Source organism: Streptomyces sp. NPDC016677 (assembly GCF_055562815.1).
On the sequence record NZ_JBVHEO010000005.1, the window covers coordinates 191,047 to 208,610 of the forward strand.

Annotated in this window: 16 protein-coding genes; 7 read left to right on the forward strand and 9 right to left on the reverse strand. The window is 69.5% G+C overall.

Going from position 1 to position 17,564, the window contains the following annotated elements:
* The first annotated feature begins 43 nt into the window (after window positions 1-43).
* The 6 genes from murJ (at window position 44) to trxA (ending at window position 7,572) form a co-directional block, all read left to right on the forward strand.
* The gene (murJ, locus tag ACZ3IG_RS17040) at window positions 44-2,488 is read left to right on the forward strand and encodes a murein biosynthesis integral membrane protein MurJ (protein WP_467432741.1); all 2,445 of its coding nucleotides are present in this window, start codon (window positions 44-46) and stop codon (window positions 2,486-2,488) included.
* Between the two features lie 137 nt (window positions 2,489-2,625).
* Window positions 2,626-4,350 carry a protein kinase family protein gene (locus ACZ3IG_RS17045; RefSeq protein WP_467432743.1) on the forward strand — a complete coding sequence of 575 codons (1,725 nt, stop codon included), beginning with the start codon at window positions 2,626-2,628 and terminating at the stop codon, window positions 4,348-4,350.
* Window positions 4,351-4,381: 31 nt separating this feature from the next.
* A complete protein-coding gene (gene sigM, locus ACZ3IG_RS17050) occupies window positions 4,382-5,074 on the forward strand; it encodes an RNA polymerase sigma factor SigM (RefSeq protein WP_467432745.1) in 693 nt (230 codons plus the stop codon).
* 17 nt (window positions 5,075-5,091) lie between these two features.
* Window positions 5,092-6,021: an anti-sigma factor family protein gene (locus ACZ3IG_RS17055; RefSeq protein ID WP_467432746.1), complete on the forward strand. Its 930-nt coding sequence runs from the start codon at window positions 5,092-5,094 to the stop codon at window positions 6,019-6,021.
* Between the two features lie 210 nt (window positions 6,022-6,231).
* Window positions 6,232-7,200, forward strand: a complete 969-nt coding sequence (gene trxB, locus ACZ3IG_RS17060; protein ID WP_403538850.1) for a thioredoxin-disulfide reductase — start codon at window positions 6,232-6,234, stop codon at window positions 7,198-7,200.
* Window positions 7,201-7,239: 39 nt separating this feature from the next.
* Entirely contained in the window at window positions 7,240-7,572 is a 333-nt protein-coding gene (gene trxA, locus ACZ3IG_RS17065; protein ID WP_467432749.1) for a thioredoxin, read from the forward strand.
* 66 nt (window positions 7,573-7,638) lie between these two features.
* Here the strand turns inward: trxA and ACZ3IG_RS17070 are convergent, their stop codons facing one another.
* The 9 genes from ACZ3IG_RS17070 to rpmH form a co-directional block, all read right to left on the reverse strand.
* Window positions 7,639-8,256, reverse strand: a complete 618-nt coding sequence (locus ACZ3IG_RS17070; protein WP_215170439.1) for a GNAT family N-acetyltransferase — start codon at window positions 8,254-8,256, stop codon at window positions 7,639-7,641.
* Between the two features lie 331 nt (window positions 8,257-8,587).
* Window positions 8,588-9,700 (reverse strand): ParB/RepB/Spo0J family partition protein, encoded by a 1,113-nt coding sequence (locus ACZ3IG_RS17075; protein ID WP_467432751.1) that lies wholly within the window; start codon window positions 9,698-9,700, stop codon window positions 8,588-8,590.
* Window positions 9,697-10,770, reverse strand: a complete 1,074-nt coding sequence (locus ACZ3IG_RS17080) for a ParA family protein (protein WP_467433143.1) — start codon at window positions 10,768-10,770, stop codon at window positions 9,697-9,699. The genes ACZ3IG_RS17075 and ACZ3IG_RS17080 overlap by 4 nt, the downstream gene beginning before the upstream one ends.
* Window positions 10,771-11,075: 305 nt before the next feature.
* Window positions 11,076-11,795 carry a 16S rRNA (guanine(527)-N(7))-methyltransferase RsmG gene (gene rsmG, locus ACZ3IG_RS17085; protein WP_467432752.1) on the reverse strand — a complete coding sequence of 240 codons (720 nt, stop codon included), beginning with the start codon at window positions 11,793-11,795 and terminating at the stop codon, window positions 11,076-11,078.
* Between the two features lie 139 nt (window positions 11,796-11,934).
* A complete protein-coding gene (locus tag ACZ3IG_RS17090) occupies window positions 11,935-12,447 on the reverse strand; it encodes a Jag family protein (protein WP_215170433.1) in 513 nt (170 codons plus the stop codon).
* A gap of 15 nt (window positions 12,448-12,462) precedes the next feature.
* Window positions 12,463-13,776, reverse strand: a complete 1,314-nt coding sequence (yidC, locus tag ACZ3IG_RS17095; protein WP_467432753.1) for a membrane protein insertase YidC — start codon at window positions 13,774-13,776, stop codon at window positions 12,463-12,465.
* 3 nt (window positions 13,777-13,779) lie between these two features.
* Window positions 13,780-14,154, reverse strand: a complete 375-nt coding sequence (gene yidD / locus ACZ3IG_RS17100) for a membrane protein insertion efficiency factor YidD (RefSeq protein WP_467432756.1) — start codon at window positions 14,152-14,154, stop codon at window positions 13,780-13,782.
* Window positions 14,151-14,522, reverse strand: coding sequence for a ribonuclease P protein component (gene rnpA / locus ACZ3IG_RS17105; RefSeq protein ID WP_215170428.1), 372 nt, complete (start codon window positions 14,520-14,522; stop codon window positions 14,151-14,153). The genes yidD and rnpA overlap by 4 nt, the downstream gene beginning before the upstream one ends.
* 21 nt (window positions 14,523-14,543) lie before the next feature.
* Complete coding sequence (rpmH, locus tag ACZ3IG_RS17110) at window positions 14,544-14,681, reverse strand: 50S ribosomal protein L34 (RefSeq protein ID WP_003949374.1); 138 nt, start codon at window positions 14,679-14,681, stop codon at window positions 14,544-14,546.
* Window positions 14,682-15,077: 396 nt separating this feature from the next.
* Between rpmH and dnaA the strand changes: the two genes are divergently transcribed.
* Window positions 15,078-17,096, forward strand: coding sequence for a chromosomal replication initiator protein DnaA (gene dnaA, locus ACZ3IG_RS17115; protein ID WP_467432757.1), 2,019 nt, complete (start codon window positions 15,078-15,080; stop codon window positions 17,094-17,096).
* The last annotated feature ends 468 nt before the right edge of the window (window positions 17,097-17,564 follow it).

Sequence of the window (17,564 nt, forward strand, 5' to 3'; positions counted from 1 at the left end):
GATGTCGTGGCCGGTGGGCCCGGGACGATGAGGTGGGGTAACCATGAACGCGCCGTACGACGGTGACCGTGGCCAGGCCGCGGGCAGCTCGGGCTACCCCGAGGGCCCGCCACCCGAGCACGACCGGGCGCCGTCGCAGCCGCCGGCGGACATGTACCTCCAGGACGCCTACGAGCAGGACCCCTACCGGGCGCAGGACCTCTCCGCGCAGGACCCGGTCGACGAGGCGCTCTACGACCGCGCCGCGCACCCCCCGCCGCCCCCGGGGACGTATCCGCCGCAGCAGCCGCTCTACGGGCCTCCGGCCCAGTCGCCGTACGCCCCGGACCCGCAGGTCTGGGCCCGGACCCCGGCGCCCGAGCCGGAGGGCCCCACCCAGTACCTGCCGTACGGCGACGATCCGCGGACGACCCAGTTCGTGGGCGTGGACGACCTCGTCACCCAGGCCGGCGAGCAGCGCCACGAGCCGGACGCCTTCGCCCATCTCTTCCGCGACCAGCAGCAGGGCGGCGGCCACCCGTCGTACCAGCAGGGCCCCTCGGTGCCGGGCCCGTCACCCGCGCCGTACCAGCAGGAGGCCGCACCCGGCCCGTACGGCCCGTACGCGGCCACCCCGCACGGCCAGTACGGAGCGGCCCCGGCCCCCGGCCCGTACGGCGCGGAGCCGCCGGCCCAGGGCCAGTACCCGGCCCCTCAGCCCGGCCAGAGCCAGTACCCGGCTCCCCAGCCCGGCCAGGCCCAGCACGCGGCGCCCCCGCCCGGCCAGTACCTGACCGCGCCCCCGCCGGCCGCCGAGACACCCGCGCAGGGCACCGACGCCGTGCCGCCGCCGGCCGCCGCGGTCCCGGGCAAGAAGGGCGGCCGTGCGGCGGGCCTGCTGAAGTCGAGCGCCGTGATGGCGGCGGGCACGATGGTCTCCCGCCTCACCGGCTTCATCCGCTCCGCGCTGATCGTCTCCGCCCTCGGCGTCGGCCTGCTCGGCGACACCTTCCAGGTCGCCTACCAGCTGCCGACGATGATCTACATCCTCACCGTCGGCGGCGGGCTCAACTCCGTCTTCGTGCCGCAGCTCGTCCGCGCGATGAAGGAGGACGAGGACGGCGGCGAGGCCTTCGCCAACCGTCTGCTGACCCTGGTCATGGTGGCGCTCGGCGCGCTCACCGTCCTGTCGGTCTTCGGAGCGCCGATCCTCATCCGCCTGCTGTCCGACCCGGTCGCCAGCGACCCGGCGGCCAACCAGGTCGGCATCACCTTCGTCCAGTACTTCCTGCCCTCGATCTTCTTCATGGGCGTCCACGTGGTGATGGGGCAGATCCTCAACGCCCGCGGCAAGTTCGGCGCGATGATGTGGACCCCGGTCCTGAACAACATCGTCATCATCGTGACGCTCGGCATGTTCATCTGGGTGTACGGCACCGCCGCCGACTCCGGGATGAAGGTCACCACCATCCCGGAGGAGGGGCAGCGGCTCCTCGGCGTCGGCATCCTGCTCGGACTGGTCGTGCAGGCGCTGGCGATGATCCCGTACCTGCGCGAGACCGGCTTCCGGATGCGGCTGCGCTTCGACTGGAAGGGCCACGGCCTCGGCAAGGCAGTCACGCTCGCCAAGTGGACCTTCCTGTTCGTCCTCGCCAACCAGGCCGGCGCGATCGTCGTCTCCCAGCTGTCCACCGCCGCGGGCAAGGTCTCGCCCGTGGACGGCACCGGCTTCGCCGCCTATGCCAACGCCCAGCTGATCTGGGGTCTGCCGCAGGCCATCATCACCGTCTCCCTGATGGCCGCTCTGCTGCCCCGCCTCTCACGCTCCGCCGCCGAGGACGACGCCGGGGCCGTCCGCGACGACATCTCCCAGGGGCTGCGCACGACGGCTGTCGCGATCGTGCCGATCGCCTTCGGGTTCGTCGCGCTCGGCATCCCGATGTGCACCCTGATCTTCGGTTCCTCCGGCACCAGCGAAGCCACCAACATGGGCTACATGCTGATGGCCTTCGCCCTCGGCCTGATCCCGTACTCCGTGCAGTACGTGGTCCTGCGCGCCTTCTACGCCTACGAGGACACCCGGACGCCGTTCTACAACACGGTCATCGTGGCGGCGGTCAACGCCGGCGCCTCGGCCGTCTGCTACTTCGTGATCCCGGCGCGCTGGGCCGTGGTCGGCATGGCCGCCGCCTACGGGCTGGCCTACGCCATCGGCGTCGGCATCGCCTGGCGCCGGCTGCGCAAGCGGCTCGGCGGGGACCTGGACGGCTCGCGCGTGCTGCGGACCTACGCCCGCCTGGCCATCGCCTCGGTCCCGGCCGCCCTGCTCAGCGGCGCGGCCTGCTACGGCATCGGCCACACGCTCGGCCAGGGCGTCGTGGGTTCCTTCGCCGCCCTCCTGGCCGGCGGAGCGGTGCTGCTCGGCGTCTTCTACCTCGCCGCCCGCCGGATGCGGATCGAAGAGCTCAACTCGCTGGTCGGTATGGTCCGCGGACGCCTGGGACGCTGAGACAGGGGGTAGGCGCACAACCATCGTTCACCGCCGTGTGTCGTGCATAGCGGCGGTCTGTGGGCACAATTGGGTTCGGCGTCGGACGGCGCGCAACGGGTGTCCGGCGCGCAATGAATGGGGAGGCAGGGACGACGGTGGCGGAACGGAGCACAGCTGCCGTCGACGTGGCGGACAACAGCGACGACGAGTCGCTGACCGCGGAGGCGGACCAGTCCACGGCCGACGGGGTGGCCAACAACCGGGAGCGGGACACGGACAGCGACGAGGCACAGGCGAGCGGCGGCACCAACGAGTCCGGGAAGACATCGCCTCCCGAACTGCACAGCGGTCACAAACTCGCCAGACGCTACCGCCTCGAGGAGTGCGTCACCCGTCTGGACGGCTTCAGCAGTTGGCGTGCCGTGGACGAGAAACTCCGCCGCGCCGTCGGCGTCCACCTCCTGCCGGCGGAACACAGCCGGGCCAGGTCCGTGCTGGCCTCCGCCCGTTCCTCCGCGCTGCTGGGCGACCCCCGCTTCGTGCAGGTGCTGGACGCCGTCGAGGACAACGACCTCGTCTACGTCGTCCACGAGTGGCTCCCCGACGCCACCGAACTGACCGCGCTCCTCGCCGCCGGCCCGCTGGAGCCGTACGACGCCTACCAGATGGTCACCCAGGTCGCGTCCGCGATGGCCGCCGCCCACCGCGAGGGCCTGGCCCACCTCCGTCTCAACCCCAACGCCGTACTGCGCACGTCGACCGGACAGTGGCGCATCCGGGGACTGGCCGTGAACGCGGCGCTGCGCGGCATCACCTCCGACACCCCGCAGCGCGCCGACACCGAGGCCATCGGCGCCCTGCTGTACGCCTCCCTCACCCAGCGCTGGCCGTACGAGGACGACGCCTACGGGCTCTCCGGGCTGCCCAAGGACCTCGGTCTGATCCCGCCCGACCAGGTGCGCGCCGGTGTCCACCGAGGGCTGTCGGAGCTGGCCATGCGGGCGCTCGCCAACGACGGCGCCACCGCGTCCCGCCACGAGTCCGCGTGCACCACGCCGGAGGAACTGGTGAAGGCGATCGGTGAGATGCCCCGCATCCGCCCGCCGGAGCCGGCCTTCACGACACCGCCCGAATACCAGCGCACGGCCTATCAGCAGAGCTCCTACGGCCGGGGCCGCCCAGCCCCGCACCCCGGCGTCACACAGCCGGTGCCGACCCCGCCACCTCCGCTGCAGAGCCGTACCGGCAAGGCCCTGAAGTGGGGCGTCTCGGCCCTGCTCATCGCCGCCCTGGGCCTCGGCAGCTGGCAGCTGGCCGACGCCCTGATGAACCGGGGCGGCACGTCCGACGACCAGAACCAGACGCAGACGACGGACGACAACGACAAGGGCGGCAAGACGGCCGACCCGGTCCAGCCGATCACCATCGAGGCGGCACAGGAATACGTCGCCAGCGGCGACGCCCAGGCTCCGGGCGACGTGGGCAACACCTACGACGGGGACACCAACACGTACTGGCGGACCAAGCGCTACAACGAGGGCCCCGAGCTGGCCCCGTACAAGCCGGGAGTCGGCATCGTCTACGACCTCGGTTCCGCCAAGGACGTCTCGGCGGCCTCGATAGGGCTCCGTTACACGGGCGACCACACCACGGTGCATCTGTACGCGGCGGACTCGCTCTCCCCCTCGACCGGGATCGACGGCATGAAGGAGATCGGCAAGGCCACCGACACCGGCACCTCGCTGACAGTCAAGGCGTCGAAGGCCGTCAAGACGCAGTACGTCCTGCTGTGGATCACGGCCGTGCCGAACGCGCCGGCCGACGGCTACAGCAGCGCCGGCTACAAGCAGGCAGTCACCGACGTGACCTTCAAGGGCTGACAGCGGCCCGGACGCAAGGGGTGGGGGTCCGATGACGGATGGCACCGGGTACGGCGAAACCAGCGACCACGACCTCCTCGCCCGCCATGTGAAGGGCGACCCCGACGCCTTCGGTGAGCTGGTCCGCCGGCACCGGGACCGGCTCTGGGCGGTCGCCCTGCGCACGTTGGGGGACCGTGAGGAAGCCGCTGACGCCGTGCAGGACGCCCTCGTCTCCGCGTACCGTGCCGCCCACTCCTTCCGCGGGCAGTCGGCCGTGACGACCTGGCTGCACCGGATCACGGTGAACGCCTGTCTGGACCGTGCCCGCAAGGCGGCCTCCAGGAAGACCGCCCCGGTCGACGACACCGAGCGCCTGGAGCAGTTGCTGGAGCCGCACGAGTCGGCGTCCGCCCCCGCCGAGCGCAACGATCTGCACCGACAGCTCGTGGAAGCCCTGGGCACCCTGCCGCCGGATCAGCGGGCCGCCCTTGTCCTGGTCGACATGCAGGGCTACCCCGTCGCCGAAGCCGCCCGCATTCTCGATGTGCCGACCGGCACGGTGAAGAGCCGGTGCGCCCGTGGCAGAGCCAGACTCCTGCCGTTGCTCACTCATCTGCGCCCGGACAGCGTCGGCGAGAGTGAACCGGGCGCGGGACGGAACCGGACCCGGGGGACACCCGTCCCACCCACAGCGGGGCCGAGCGATTCAACCGCAGTGAAGGGCGGAGGTGGACGAGCGTGACGTCGTCGACGACAGACATGGCCCGACACCCGGACGTCGCGGAGATCTCCGACCTCGCCGAAGGACTGCTCCCGCCGGCCCGGACCGCGGACATACGGCGTCACCTGGACGCGTGCGAGCTGTGCGCGGACGTCTACGCGTCGCTGGAGGAGATCCGGGGCCTGCTCGGCGCCCTGCCGGGTCCGCCGCGGATGCCGGACGATGTCGCCGGGCGTATCGACGCCGCCCTCGCGGCCGAAGCGCTGCTGGCCGCCACGGCGCCCGAGCCGACGGCCCCGGACGCACACCACGCCGCTGTTCCTCTTTCCAAGAGGAGCGAGGACCGTTCACTCTCCAAGGGGAGTGAGGACCGTCCGCGTGTTTCACGTGAAACATCGGTCTCCGTGGACCGCCCCGCAGGCCGTGCCGCCGGCTCCACCACCGGCCCGGGGCGCAAGAAGCGCACGCGGGAGGGCCGTCGCAGGATCGCCGCCCTCGGTGCCGTGTTCGCGGTGGCCGCCCTGGGGCTCGGCTCCGTGATCGTGTCCTCCGTCGACAGCGGCGACGCGCCCGGGGACCCCGGGCAGCAGTCCTCCCTCGCGGACACCTTCTCCGAGGGGAAGCTGGGCCCGAAGGTCGCCGATCTGCTCGCGGACGACCAGCCGGGACAGGGCAGCGAGACCTCCTCGGCGCAGAGCTTCCGCGCGGAGTCCGAGACCGGCGCCGAGAACCGCGTCTTCACCCAGCCCACCGTCCCCACGTGCGTCCGCCAGGGCATCGGCCGCGAGGACGCGGCGCTGGCCACGGAGGAGGGCGTCTACCAGGGCCATGAGGTGCTGCTGGTCGTGTTTCCGGACGCCACCGACGCCGGTCAGGTCACGGCCTACCTCGTGGAGACGGCCTGTGTCACCCAGCCCTCGCGCGGAGCGGGCGAGGTACTGCTCGAAAGCTCCTACCCGCGACCCTGACGACGGACGTCCCGTGTCCGTCCCGGCGCCGTCTGCCGCCCTGCCCCGCCCACGCCCTGTGTGTCGCCCCACGCCCCGCGTGGCGCCTCCGCAGTGTGCCCGGACACAGCGGGAATGCGCGCCCCGTAGGATCCGTTGGGTGGGGTGAGAGCTCTGAGAAATGCTTTCACCGGTCATGAAGACGCAGTCCAGAGACGAGGAAACCAAGCCGTGAGCGACGTCCGTAACGTGATCATCATCGGCTCCGGGCCCGCCGGCTACACGGCGGCGCTCTACACCGCGCGCGCGTCGCTGAAGCCGCTGGTGTTCGAAGGCGCCGTCACCGCCGGTGGTGCGCTCATGAACACCACCGAGGTGGAGAACTTCCCCGGCTTCCAGGACGGCATCATGGGCCCCGAGCTCATGGACAACATGCGGGCCCAGGCGGAGCGCTTCGGCGCCGAACTCGTCCCCGACGACATCGTGTCCGTCGACCTGACCGGTGAGATCAAGACCGTCACGGACACCGCGGGCACGGTCCACCGGGCCAAGGCCGTCATCGTCACCACCGGCTCGCAGCACCGCAAGCTCGGTCTGCCCAACGAGGACGCCCTGTCCGGCCGTGGCGTCTCCTGGTGCGCCACCTGCGACGGGTTCTTCTTCAAGGACCACGACATCGCCGTGATCGGCGGCGGTGACACCGCGATGGAGGAGGCCACCTTCCTCTCGCGTTTCGCCAAGTCCGTGACGATCGTCCACCGTCGCGACACCCTGCGTGCCTCCAAGGCCATGCAGGAGCGCGCCTTCGCCGACCCGAAGATCAAGTTCGTCTGGGACAGCGAGGTCGCCGAGATCCAGGGCGATCCGAAGCTGTCGGGGCTGAAGCTGCGCAACCTCAAGACCGGCGAGCTGTCCGACCTGGCCGTGACCGGTCTGTTCATCGCGATCGGCCACGACCCGCGCACCGAGCTCTTCAAGGGCCAGCTCGACCTGGACGAGGAGGGCTACCTGAAGGTCGACGCGCCCTCCACCCGGACCAATGTGACCGGTGTCTTCGCCGCCGGTGACGTGGTCGACCACACCTACCGCCAGGCGATCACCGCGGCGGGCACGGGCTGCTCCGCCGCCCTCGACGCCGAGCGCTTCCTCGCCGCCCTGTCCGACGAGGACAAGGCCGAGCCCGAGAAGACCACTGTCTGACCCTCATCCCCCACGCACCAACCAGTTAAGGAGCCCGCCGTGGCCGGCACCCTGAAGCATGTGACCGACGCTTCCTTCGAAGAGGACGTTCTCAAGAGCGACAAGCCCGTTCTGGTGGACTTCTGGGCCGCCTGGTGCGGCCCGTGCCGCCAGATCGCGCCGTCCCTCGAGGCCATTGCCGCCGAGTACGGTGACAAGATCGAGATCGTCAAGCTGAACATCGACGAGAACCCGGGTACGGCCGCCAAGTACGGCGTCATGTCCATCCCGACCCTCAACGTGTACCAGGGCGGCGAGGTCGCCAAGACGATCGTCGGTGCCAAGCCGAGGGCCGCGATCGTCCGCGACCTTGAGGACTTCATCGCGGAGTGACGTTTCACGTGAAACACGGAGGGGCCCACCCGGCAGGGTGGGCCCCTCCGTGTTTCACGGCGGCCCTCACAACGGCCTGAGTGCGGGTTCCTTCTGGACCGCGCCGAGCAGCCGGTCGAGCGCCATCTCCACGTCCTCCTTCCAGGACAACGTGGACCGCAGCTCCAGCCGGAGACGGGGATGGCTGGGGTGGTGCCGTACGGTCTTGAACCCCACGGCCAGCAGATGGTCGGCCGGCAGCACGCACGAGGGCTGCTTCCAGTGGGCGTCCCCGAAGGCCTCGATCGCCTTGAAGCCCCGTCGCAGGAGATCCTTGGCCACCGTCTGGACCATCACCCGGCCCAGCCCCTGCCCCTGGTACCCCGGCACGATGAACGCCGTCATCAGCTGCACCGCGTCCGGTGAGACAGGGCTCGTGGGGAACGCCGCGGAGCGCGGGACATAGGCGGGAGGGGCGTAGAGGACGAAGCCGACCGGTACGTCGTCGACATAGACGACCCGGCCGCAGGACCCCCAGTCCAGCAGGACGGCGGAGATCCAGGCTTCCTTCTCCAGAGCGGCTGTGCCCGCCTTTACCGCGGCCTCCCCGCTGACGGGGTCGAGCTCCCAGAAGACGCACGAGCGACAGCGCTGGGGGAGGTCCTCAAGGTTGTCCAGCGTGAGCGGTACGAGCCGGCGCCCCATGAAAGCTGTTCCTCGCTTCCTTCGCCCTGCGCTTCCAGAGCGGCTGTCAGAGCACTCTGCTCCTTGAGCAGACTGCCGATGAACCCACCGATCGCTCCCAGCCCCAGCCCTGCGCTCACCAACCCGGTGCGGCTCGTCGTTCGCATGGCTCTGCCTCGCTCTCAGAGGTAACCGCCAGGTGAAACCGCCCTGCCTGATCGCATCGTATCCACGATGCGATTGCCCCGATACCGGAGGAAAGCAAAGAGCGGACCGCGTTCCGGCACACACCGGACACGGCCCGCTCTGGCGCCGAGACGGAGCACCTGACCAGGTACTCCGCCGTCGGGACTCAGGAATCGTCCTCTTCCGTCTCGCCCTCCACAAGGCTCTTCTGCAGCACGGAGCCTTCACCGGGGGCCAGCGTGTCGAGAATGCGGCCCAGATCGTCCATCGAGGCGAACTCGACGGTGATCTTGCCCTTCTCCCGGCCCAGGTCCACTTTCACCCGGGTTTCGAAGCGGTCCGAGAGTCGGGTGGCGAGATCGGACAGGGCCGGGGAGACCCGGGCTCCCGCCCGTGGTCCCTTGGCCCGGGGAGCCTTCTGCGGCCGGGACCCCATCAGGGTCACGATCTCCTCGACCGCCCGCACCGAGAGCCCTTCGGCCACGATCCGGTGCGCCAGCCGGTCCTGCTCCTCCGAGTCCTCCACCGAGAGCAGCGCTCGGGCATGTCCTGCGGAGAGGACCCCGGCCGCGACCCTCTTCTGCACGGACGACGAGAGCTTCAGCAGCCGCAGCGTGTTGGAGACCTGCGGACGGGACCGGCCGATCCGGTCCGCCAGCTGGTCGTGCGTGCAGTTGAAGTCCTTCAGCAACTGGTCGTAGGCGGCTGCCTCTTCCAGCGGGTTCAGCTGAGCGCGGTGCAGGTTCTCCAGCAGCGCGTCCAGGAGGAGCTTGTCGTCCTCCGTGGCCCGCACGATCGCCGGAATGGCCTCCAGACCAGCTTCCCGGCAGGCCCGCCAGCGCCGCTCGCCCATGATGAGCTCGTAGTGCTCGGCGTCCAGCTGACGCACGACGACCGGCTGAAGGAGACCGACCTCCTTGATGGAGGTGACCAGTTCGGCAAGCGCGTCCTCGTCGAAGATCTCGCGCGGCTGCCGCGGATTCGGCTTGATGAAGTCCAGCGGAATCTCAGCGAAGTGAGCCCCCATGGGGGACACCAGTGCCTCCACCGCACCAGAGGCCGGCAGCTCCTCTGTTTCAGGCGATGTTTCACGTGAAACAGGCGGCAGTGTGGTCACCCTAGCCGCCGCCACACCACGGTCGGTCGTCAGCCCGGGGACACCCGTGGGAGCCGCCGGAGCAGCACCCCCCAAAGCGGCCGATGCCACCGGCTTCTCCGTTGAGGCCGGCGGAATCAACGCGGCCAGACCTCGGCCCAACCCCCTCCGTCGCTCGTTCACTGGATCCCCTCCACCGTGCTCGGATCGTTCTGGGCACCGATGTGGGCCTGGGTCGGGTCGTAGCCGACTCCCACGCCCCTCAGTGCGATCTCTCGTGCCGCCTCAAGATAGGACAGGGCACCGCTCGATCCCGGATCGTAGGTCAGCACCGTCTGCCCATAGCTCGGTGCCTCGGAGATACGGACCGAGCGAGGAATGCTCGTCCGCAGCACCTCGTCACCGAAGTGGCTGCGCACCTCGTCCGCGACCTGGGACGCCAGTCGCGTCCGGCCGTCGTACATCGTGAGCAGAATGGTCGACACATGGAGCGCGGGGTTGAGGTGCCCCCGCACCAGGTCGACGTTGCGCAACAGCTGACCCAGCCCCTCCAGCGCGTAGTACTCGCACTGGATCGGGATCAGCACCTCCTGGCCCGCGACCATCGCGTTCACCGTCAGCAGGCCGAGAGAGGGCGGGCAGTCGATCAGGATGTAGTCCAGAGGCTGCTCGTACGCCTGGATGGCTCGCTCAAGTCGGCTCTCGCGGGCGACCAGGGACACCAGCTCGATCTCCGCACCAGCGAGGTCGATCGTGGCCGGCGCGCAGAAGAGACCCTCGACATCGGGGACAGGCTGGACGACCTCGGACAGCGGCTTGCTGTCAATCAACACGTCATAGATCGACGGGACTTCGGCGTGGTGGTCGATGCCCAGGGCGGTGGAGGCATTCCCCTGGGGATCGAGGTCGATCACCAGGACCCGGGCACCGTGCAGGGCAAGCGAGGCGGCGAGATTGACGGTCGTCGTCGTCTTGCCCACCCCGCCCTTCTGGTTGGCGACCACGATGACGCGGGTCTGCTCAGGTCGTGGCAGACCCTCACCGGCGCGCCCCAGAGCCTCTACCGCTAGTTGGGCCGCGCGACCGATCGGAGTGTCGTCCATCGGTGGCGGTGTTTCACGTGAAACATCCGCCCCCATGGACTCGGCACGGGGACCGGGGACCGGGTCGGTCATCGGGCCCGCGATATTGGCGTCGGACCGCAAGGATTCACTCTCCTCGACTTCAGGCTCGCAATGAACAGAGCCTCCCATGCCTTCGGGGTCGCGAACCAGTGAGGCCTGTTGTTCTGTGGAGAAATCCACCTCTGTGGACAACTCCGTGCCCCTCACGAGTGGCGGAGTACCCTCGGACGAGTCTCCGCCGGAGGGCCTTCTGCCAGAGGAGTCTCTGCCCTCTGAGGAAGCTCCTTCATCGAGTGAGCCGAGAGGCTTGCGGTCGCGGGGTTCGGCCGCAGCGCGGCCGCGACTGATGATGCCGTGCAGCAGTGAGCGACGTTTCACGTGAAACACGATGCACAGCGGCCGAAGCCGAACTGCCGCGACACTCCGGCCCGGCGCTATCCACGACGCCGACGGGTCCGTCCGGTGCGGGCAGCCTTGGCCCGTTTGGCCGCGAACCGCACACCGCCCGGACTCTCCCCGACCTCCACGCGCACCACCGTGGACCGGGGCTCCACCACGCCCTCCCCCACATGCAGGATCGACGTCTCCACGGCCCCGAGCTTGCTCAGCGCCGTCGCCGCGCTCTTCAGCTCTTCCTCGGCCGTGTCGCCCTTGAGCGCCAGCATCTCCCCGTACGGCCGCAGCAGCGGAACCCCCCAGGTGGCCAGCCGGTCCAGCGGCGCCACGGCACGGGCCGTCACCACATGGACGGGCGGCAGCTTCCCCATGACCTCCTCGGCCCGGCCCCGCACGACGGTCACATGGTCCAGGCCCAGCAGTTCCACGACCTCGGTCAGGAAGTTGGTGCGCCGCAGCAGCGGCTCGAGAAGGGTGATCTTCAGGTCGTCCCGGACCAGTGCGAGCGGGATACCGGGCAGGCCGGCACCCGAGCCGACATCGCACACCGTCACGCCGGCGGGCACGACCTCGGAGAGCACCGCACAGTTCAGCAGGTGCCGCTCCCAGAGCCGGGGCACCTCGCGCGGACCGATCAGGCCGCGCTGCACACCCGCCTCGGCGAGCAACTCCGCGTAGCGCACCGCATCCGCGTAGCGCTCGCCGAACACCTCACGTGCCTGCTCGGGCGCGGGGGGAAGCTCCGCTGCCTCCGTCACGGGGGACCGTCCTTCCGTACCGCGTCGGCACTTCGCGCGCCGACACCAGAACCATCAGAACTATCAGCCGGAACTACCAGGCTGACAAAGTTCGGCCCCGTCTGCTCAACAGACGGGGCCGGGAGAACGCGGGGACCGATCAGGCGGGCAGTACGACGACGAACCGCTGCGGCTCCTCGCCCTCGGACTCGCTGCGCAGCCCCGCGGCCTTGACCGCGTCGTGCACGACCTTGCGCTCGAACGGGGTCATCGGCTGCATACGCACCGGCTCACCGCTGCTCTTGGCCTCGGCAGCGGCCTTGGCGCCCAGCTCGGACAGCTCGGCACGCTTGCGGGCCCGGTAGCCGGCGATGTCCAGCATCAGACGGCTGCGATCACCGGTTTCCCGGTGCACCGCCAGGCGGGTGAGCTCCTGGAGCGCTTCCAGGACCTCACCGTCATGACCGACCAGCTTCTGCAGGTCACGGCCGCCCGTGTCACTGATGATCGAGACAGAGGCACGGTCGGCCTCGACATCCATGTCGATGTCGCCGTCGAGGTCGGCGATGTCGAGCAGACCCTCCAGGTAGTCCGCCGCGATCTCACCCTCCTGCTCCAGGCGGGTCAGGGTGTCTGCGCCCTCGGCAGCGGCGGCGATGGTGCCTTCCGTCACGGGATGGACTCCTTCTTACTTCTTCGACGGGGACTTGGGCCGCTGCGGTCCCTTGCGCTGCCCGGACTGGGCCTTGCTGCGGGTACCGGAGCCGGGCTTCTGCGCGGCCTTCTTGGCAGCGGCGGGCTTGGCGTCCTGGGGCTGGTCGGACTTGCTCAGCGATGTCGGCTTCGACGTGGCCGACGCGGAGGAGGACGAGGACGAGGACGACGACTCGGCGTCACCGGCGGTCTTCGTCGCGCCGGCCTGACGCTGGGACTTCGACTGCCGCTTGGGCTGCTGGCGCTTGGGAGCGCCCGTGGTCGGCGTGCCGTCCTCGGTCTCGGCGGCGGCCGCGGTGTCGCTCTTCACCACGGTGCCGTCGGCCTGGGCCGCGAGGCCGGCCTTGGTCAGGCCGTTGATGAACTTCCGCTCGAACTCGTTGCGGTCCCGGCCCTTGGCGACGATGGCCTTGACGATGGCGCGCTCGCTGCGGCGGCGGACCTTGCCGGTGTGCGAGACGTGCTTGTACAGGCGGTCCAGGTAGGCGGACTGCGCCTTGGAACCGGGCGTCGGGTTGTTGCGGATGACGTACATCTGCTGGCCCATGGTCCACACGTTGGTGGTCAGCCAGTAGACGAGGACACCGACCGGGAAGTTGATGCCGAAGACGGCGAACATGACCGGGAAGACGTACATCAGCATCTTCTGCTGCTGCATGAACGGCGTCTTCACCGTGGTGTCGACGTTCTTCGTCATCAGCTGGCGCTGGGTGAAGAACTGGGACGCCGACATCAGGACGATCATGATGGCGGTGACGACCCGCACATCGGTGATGGAGGAGCCGAGGGCGTCCACCTTCGAGGCGCCGTCGGTGAACTTCGCCGCGAGCGGCGCACCGAAGATGTGGGCCTTCTGCGCGCTCTCCAGCAGCCGCTCGTTGATCACGCCGATGGTGTCACCGGTCGCGATGCCGTTGAGCACGTGGTACAGGGCGAAGAAGAACGGGGACTGCGCCAGGATGGGAAGGCACGAGGAGAGCGGGTTGGTGCCCGCGTCCTTGTACAGCTTCATCATCTCTTCGGACTGGCGCTGCTTGTCGTTCTTGTAGCGCTCCTGGATCTTCTTCATCTCGGGCTGCAGGACCTGCATCGCCCGGGTCGACTTGATCTGCTTCACGAAGAGCGGGATCAGACAGATCCGGATCAGCACCACCAGGGACACGATGGAGAGGCCCCAGGCCCATCCGGTGTCGGGGCCGAAGATGGCGCCGTACAAGCTGTGGAACTGGACGATGACCCAGGAGACAGGCGTCGTGATGAATTCGAAGAGGCTGGCAATCGTGTCCACTAATCATGCTCCTTGGGCATGGGACTGGGTCTCTGCGGCCGGGCTCGAAGGACCGGACGGACTCGGCTGAGCAGCCTGTCCTTCGATGGCCGGTTCGGCGGCGGAGGGCCCGCCCTTGCGTACGCGCCAGGCGTTCCGCAGCATCTCGTGCCACCTCGGACGCTTGCGCGGCGGAACGTGGTCCACCCCGCCCAGCGACCACGGATTGCACCGCAGGATGCGCCAGGCGGTGAGTGCCGTGCCCTTGACGGCGCCGTGCCGGTCGATGGCCGTATAGCCGTAGTGGGAGCACGACGGGTAGTACTTGCAGACCGGCCCGAGCAGTGGACTGATCGTCCACTGGTACAGCTTGATCAGAGCCAGCAGCGGGTACTTCATCGCGCGCCCCCTCCCAGTAGCCGCTGGAGGGCGGCGTCCAGGTCTTGGGCCAGCTGTGCATGGTCGGCGTCACCCGCTCCGGGTAGCGCTCGTACGACTACCAGGCTACCGGGGGGAAACAGACCGACTCGGTCGCGCATCAGATGGCGAAGTCTGCGCTTCACCTTGTTGCGCACGACCGCACCGCCGACGGCTTTGCTGACGACGAAACCCGCACGCGTCGGGGGAGCGCTCTCCCCAGGCGCGTGCGGGTCCGTTGCACCGCTACGAAAATGGACGACGAGGGACGGGCGGCCTGCCCGGCGACCTCGTCGTACCGCGGTCGCGAAATCCTCGCGCCGCCTCAGCCGGTTCTCGGTGGGCAGCACGACGTCATGACCTGATCGGGATCAGGCGGACAGACGGGCGCGACCCTTGCCACGGCGGGACGCGAGAATCGCGCGGCCGGCACGGGTGCGCATACGCAGCCGGAAGCCGTGGGTCTTCGCGCGACGACGGTTGTTCGGCTGGAAGGTGCGCTTGCTCACTCGGGGGCTCCAGAAGAAATCGGTGGTGGCGGGGTGCCGTCCTGGCTGTCACCGTGCGCCCACGAGTAGCTCGCGTTACGCCCGTGTGCACCGCTTTCCGATCACCTGAAGCGATCTGTGCCCATCGGAGGCAGGCGGCAGCAGCCATCGACAACTCGACCTGGTCACGGTACGCGCGGCTGCGCCATTCGGTCAAACCGACGGCCGCCGGGAGACACTTGTCCACAGGCTGGGGACAACAACTTGAATGCTACCTGCCACGCTGACTACCGTGGCCGGACTCCGATTCGTTCCCTTCCCACCGGCGCATCTGATTCGTTCCGACCCGCCCACCCCCGTACCGACCGACCCTCCCTCGGATCACACCTTCGAGGGACCCATGAGAGAGCGTGCCCTGTGGCTGACGTACCTGCCGATCTTGCCGCAGTGTGGCCACGCGTACTGGAGCAGCTCCTCGGAGAGGGACGCGGCCAGGGCGTCGAGTCGAAGGACGAGCACTGGATCCGGCGCTGCCAGCCCCTCGCGCTGGTCGCCGACACCGCCCTGCTCGCCGTACCGAACGAGTTCGCCAAGGGCGTACTGGAGGGCCGCCTGGCGCCTGTCGTCAGCGAGACGCTGAGCAGGGAGTGCGGCCGCCCGATCCGTATCGCGATCACCGTCGACGACTCGGCCGGCGAGCCCCCCGCCCCCGCGCCGCCGGCCCCGCACACGCGCGCCCAGCACCGCTACGAGGAACCCGACCTCCCGCCCGCCGGCCAGCAGGGCCGTGACGGCCGGGACACGAGGGACACGCGGGACAGCCGTGACGGCCGGGACAGCAGGGACGACTACGAGAGCTACGGCCGCCACCGCCCCGACCCGCTCCCCACGGCCCGCCCCGCCTACCCGTCCGAGTACCAGCGCCCCGAACCCGGCTCCTGGCCGCGCCCGTCCCAGCAGGACGACTACGGCTGGCAGCAGCAGCGCCTCGGCTTCCCCGACCGCGACCCGTACGCCTCGCCGCCGGAACCTCCGTACGGCTACTCCCAGGACTACCGCCCGCAGTCGCCCGACCGCCCGCCGTACGAGGCCGAGCGCCCGCCCTACGAACCGGACCGCCCTTCGTACGACTCCGAACGTCCGCCGTACGAGTCGCAGCGCCAGGACTACGAGCAGTCCCGACCGGATTACGACCAGTCCCGGCCTGACTACGACCAGTCCGGCCCGGACTACAAGCAGCCGCGCGGCGACTACGACCAGCGGGGCGGCCGGCGTGACACGTCCGAGCCGCCCTCCGGGTCCGGCCACGTCCATCGCGGCGGCCCCGTGGGCCCCGGACCCGCCACCGGCGCCCCCGGGCCCCTGGCCGCACAGCCCGCCCCGGCCACCGGCCCCGGCGAGCCGACCGCGCGCCTCAACCCGAAGTACCTCTTCGACACCTTCGTCATCGGCGCCTCCAACCGCTTCGCGCACGCCGCCGCGGTGGCCGTCGCCGAGGCGCCGGCGAAGGCGTACAACCCGCTCTTCATCTACGGGGAGTCCGGCCTCGGCAAGACCCACCTGCTGCACGCCATCGGGCACTACGCCCGCAGCCTCTACCCGGGCACGCGCGTGCGGTACGTGAGCTCCGAGGAGTTCACCAACGAGTTCATCAACTCCATCCGCGACGGCAAGGGCGACAGCTTCCGCAAGCGCTACCGCGAGATGGACATCCTGCTCGTCGACGACATCCAGTTCCTGGCGGACAAGGAGTCGACGCAGGAGGAGTTCTTCCACACCTTCAACACGCTGCACAACGCCAACAAGCAGATCGTGCTCTCCTCCGACCGGCCGCCCAAGCAGCTGGTGACGCTGGAGGACCGGCTGCGGAACCGTTTCGAGTGGGGCCTGATCACCGACGTCCAGCCGCCCGAGCTGGAGACGCGGATCGCGATCCTGCGCAAGAAGGCGGTGCAGGAGCAGCTCAACGCCCCGCCAGAGGTGCTGGAGTTCATCGCCTCCCGGATCTCGCGCAACATCCGCGAGCTGGAGGGGGCGCTGATCCGGGTGACGGCGTTCGCGTCGCTCAACCGGCAGCCGGTGGACCTGGGGCTGACGGAGATCGTCCTGAAGGACCTGATCCCCGGCGGCGAGGACTCGGCCCCCGAGATCACGTCCACGGCCATCATGAGCGCCACCGCCGACTACTTCGGCCTCACCGTCGAGGACCTGTGCGGCACCTCACGCGGGCGCGCGCTGGTGACGGCCCGCCAGATCGCCATGTACCTCTGCCGCGAGCTGACGGACCTCTCCCTGCCGAAGATCGGCGCGCTGTTCGGCGGCCGGGACCACACGACCGTGATGCACGCCGACCGCAAGATCCGCAATCTGATGGCCGAGCGGCGCTCCATCTACAACCAGGTGACGGAGCTGACCAACCGCATCAAGAACGGCTGACGGCCTCCGTAGAACGCGGCTGACGGCCTCTGCAGGACGGCTGACGGCACCCCTGTACGGCGTTCTGGGCGCCCTCCGGAGAGATCCGGGGGGCGCCTTCGTCGTGTCCGGGACCGAGGGCCGCGGACGCGGGCGCGCCCTCTGTTCGAATCCGCGCCGGGGTTACGGCCGTCGTCCACAGATTCGGCCACTTTTTTCCGTCCACACCTTGGGGATCGCCAAGTTGTCCCGATCCTGTCCACAGGCCGGGGTGTTGAGAGATCATCGAACCAGGTCACTCGCCTGTGGGTCGGTGGACGAACGATATCCACAGACTGTGGACAACGAAGCGGTCCACACCCTGTGCACAAGGTTGTCCACCGTCGACCCACAGGTCAGGCCCGGTTGTCCCCAGCGATCAGTGGCTTCTCCACACGGCTGTCCACTGTTCGGCAACCCGACGCGGCCGATCACCGCTGGGAGTGAAAG

Coding starts and splice junctions, on each gene's coding strand:
- murJ (WP_467432741.1), top strand. CDS start 44: ATGAACGCGCCGTACGACGGTGACCGTGGCCAGGCCGCGGGCAGCTCG.
- sigM (WP_467432745.1), top strand. CDS start 4,382: ATGACGGATGGCACCGGGTACGGCGAAACCAGCGACCACGACCTCCTC.
- ACZ3IG_RS17055 (WP_467432746.1), top strand. CDS start 5,092: ATGGCCCGACACCCGGACGTCGCGGAGATCTCCGACCTCGCCGAAGGA.
- ACZ3IG_RS17070 (WP_215170439.1), bottom strand. CDS start 8,256: ATGGGGCGCCGGCTCGTACCGCTCACGCTGGACAACCTTGAGGACCTC.
- ACZ3IG_RS17080 (WP_467433143.1), bottom strand. CDS start 10,770: ATGGGAGGCTCTGTTCATTGCGAGCCTGAAGTCGAGGAGAGTGAATCC.
- yidD (WP_467432756.1), bottom strand. CDS start 14,154: ATGAAGTACCCGCTGCTGGCTCTGATCAAGCTGTACCAGTGGACGATC.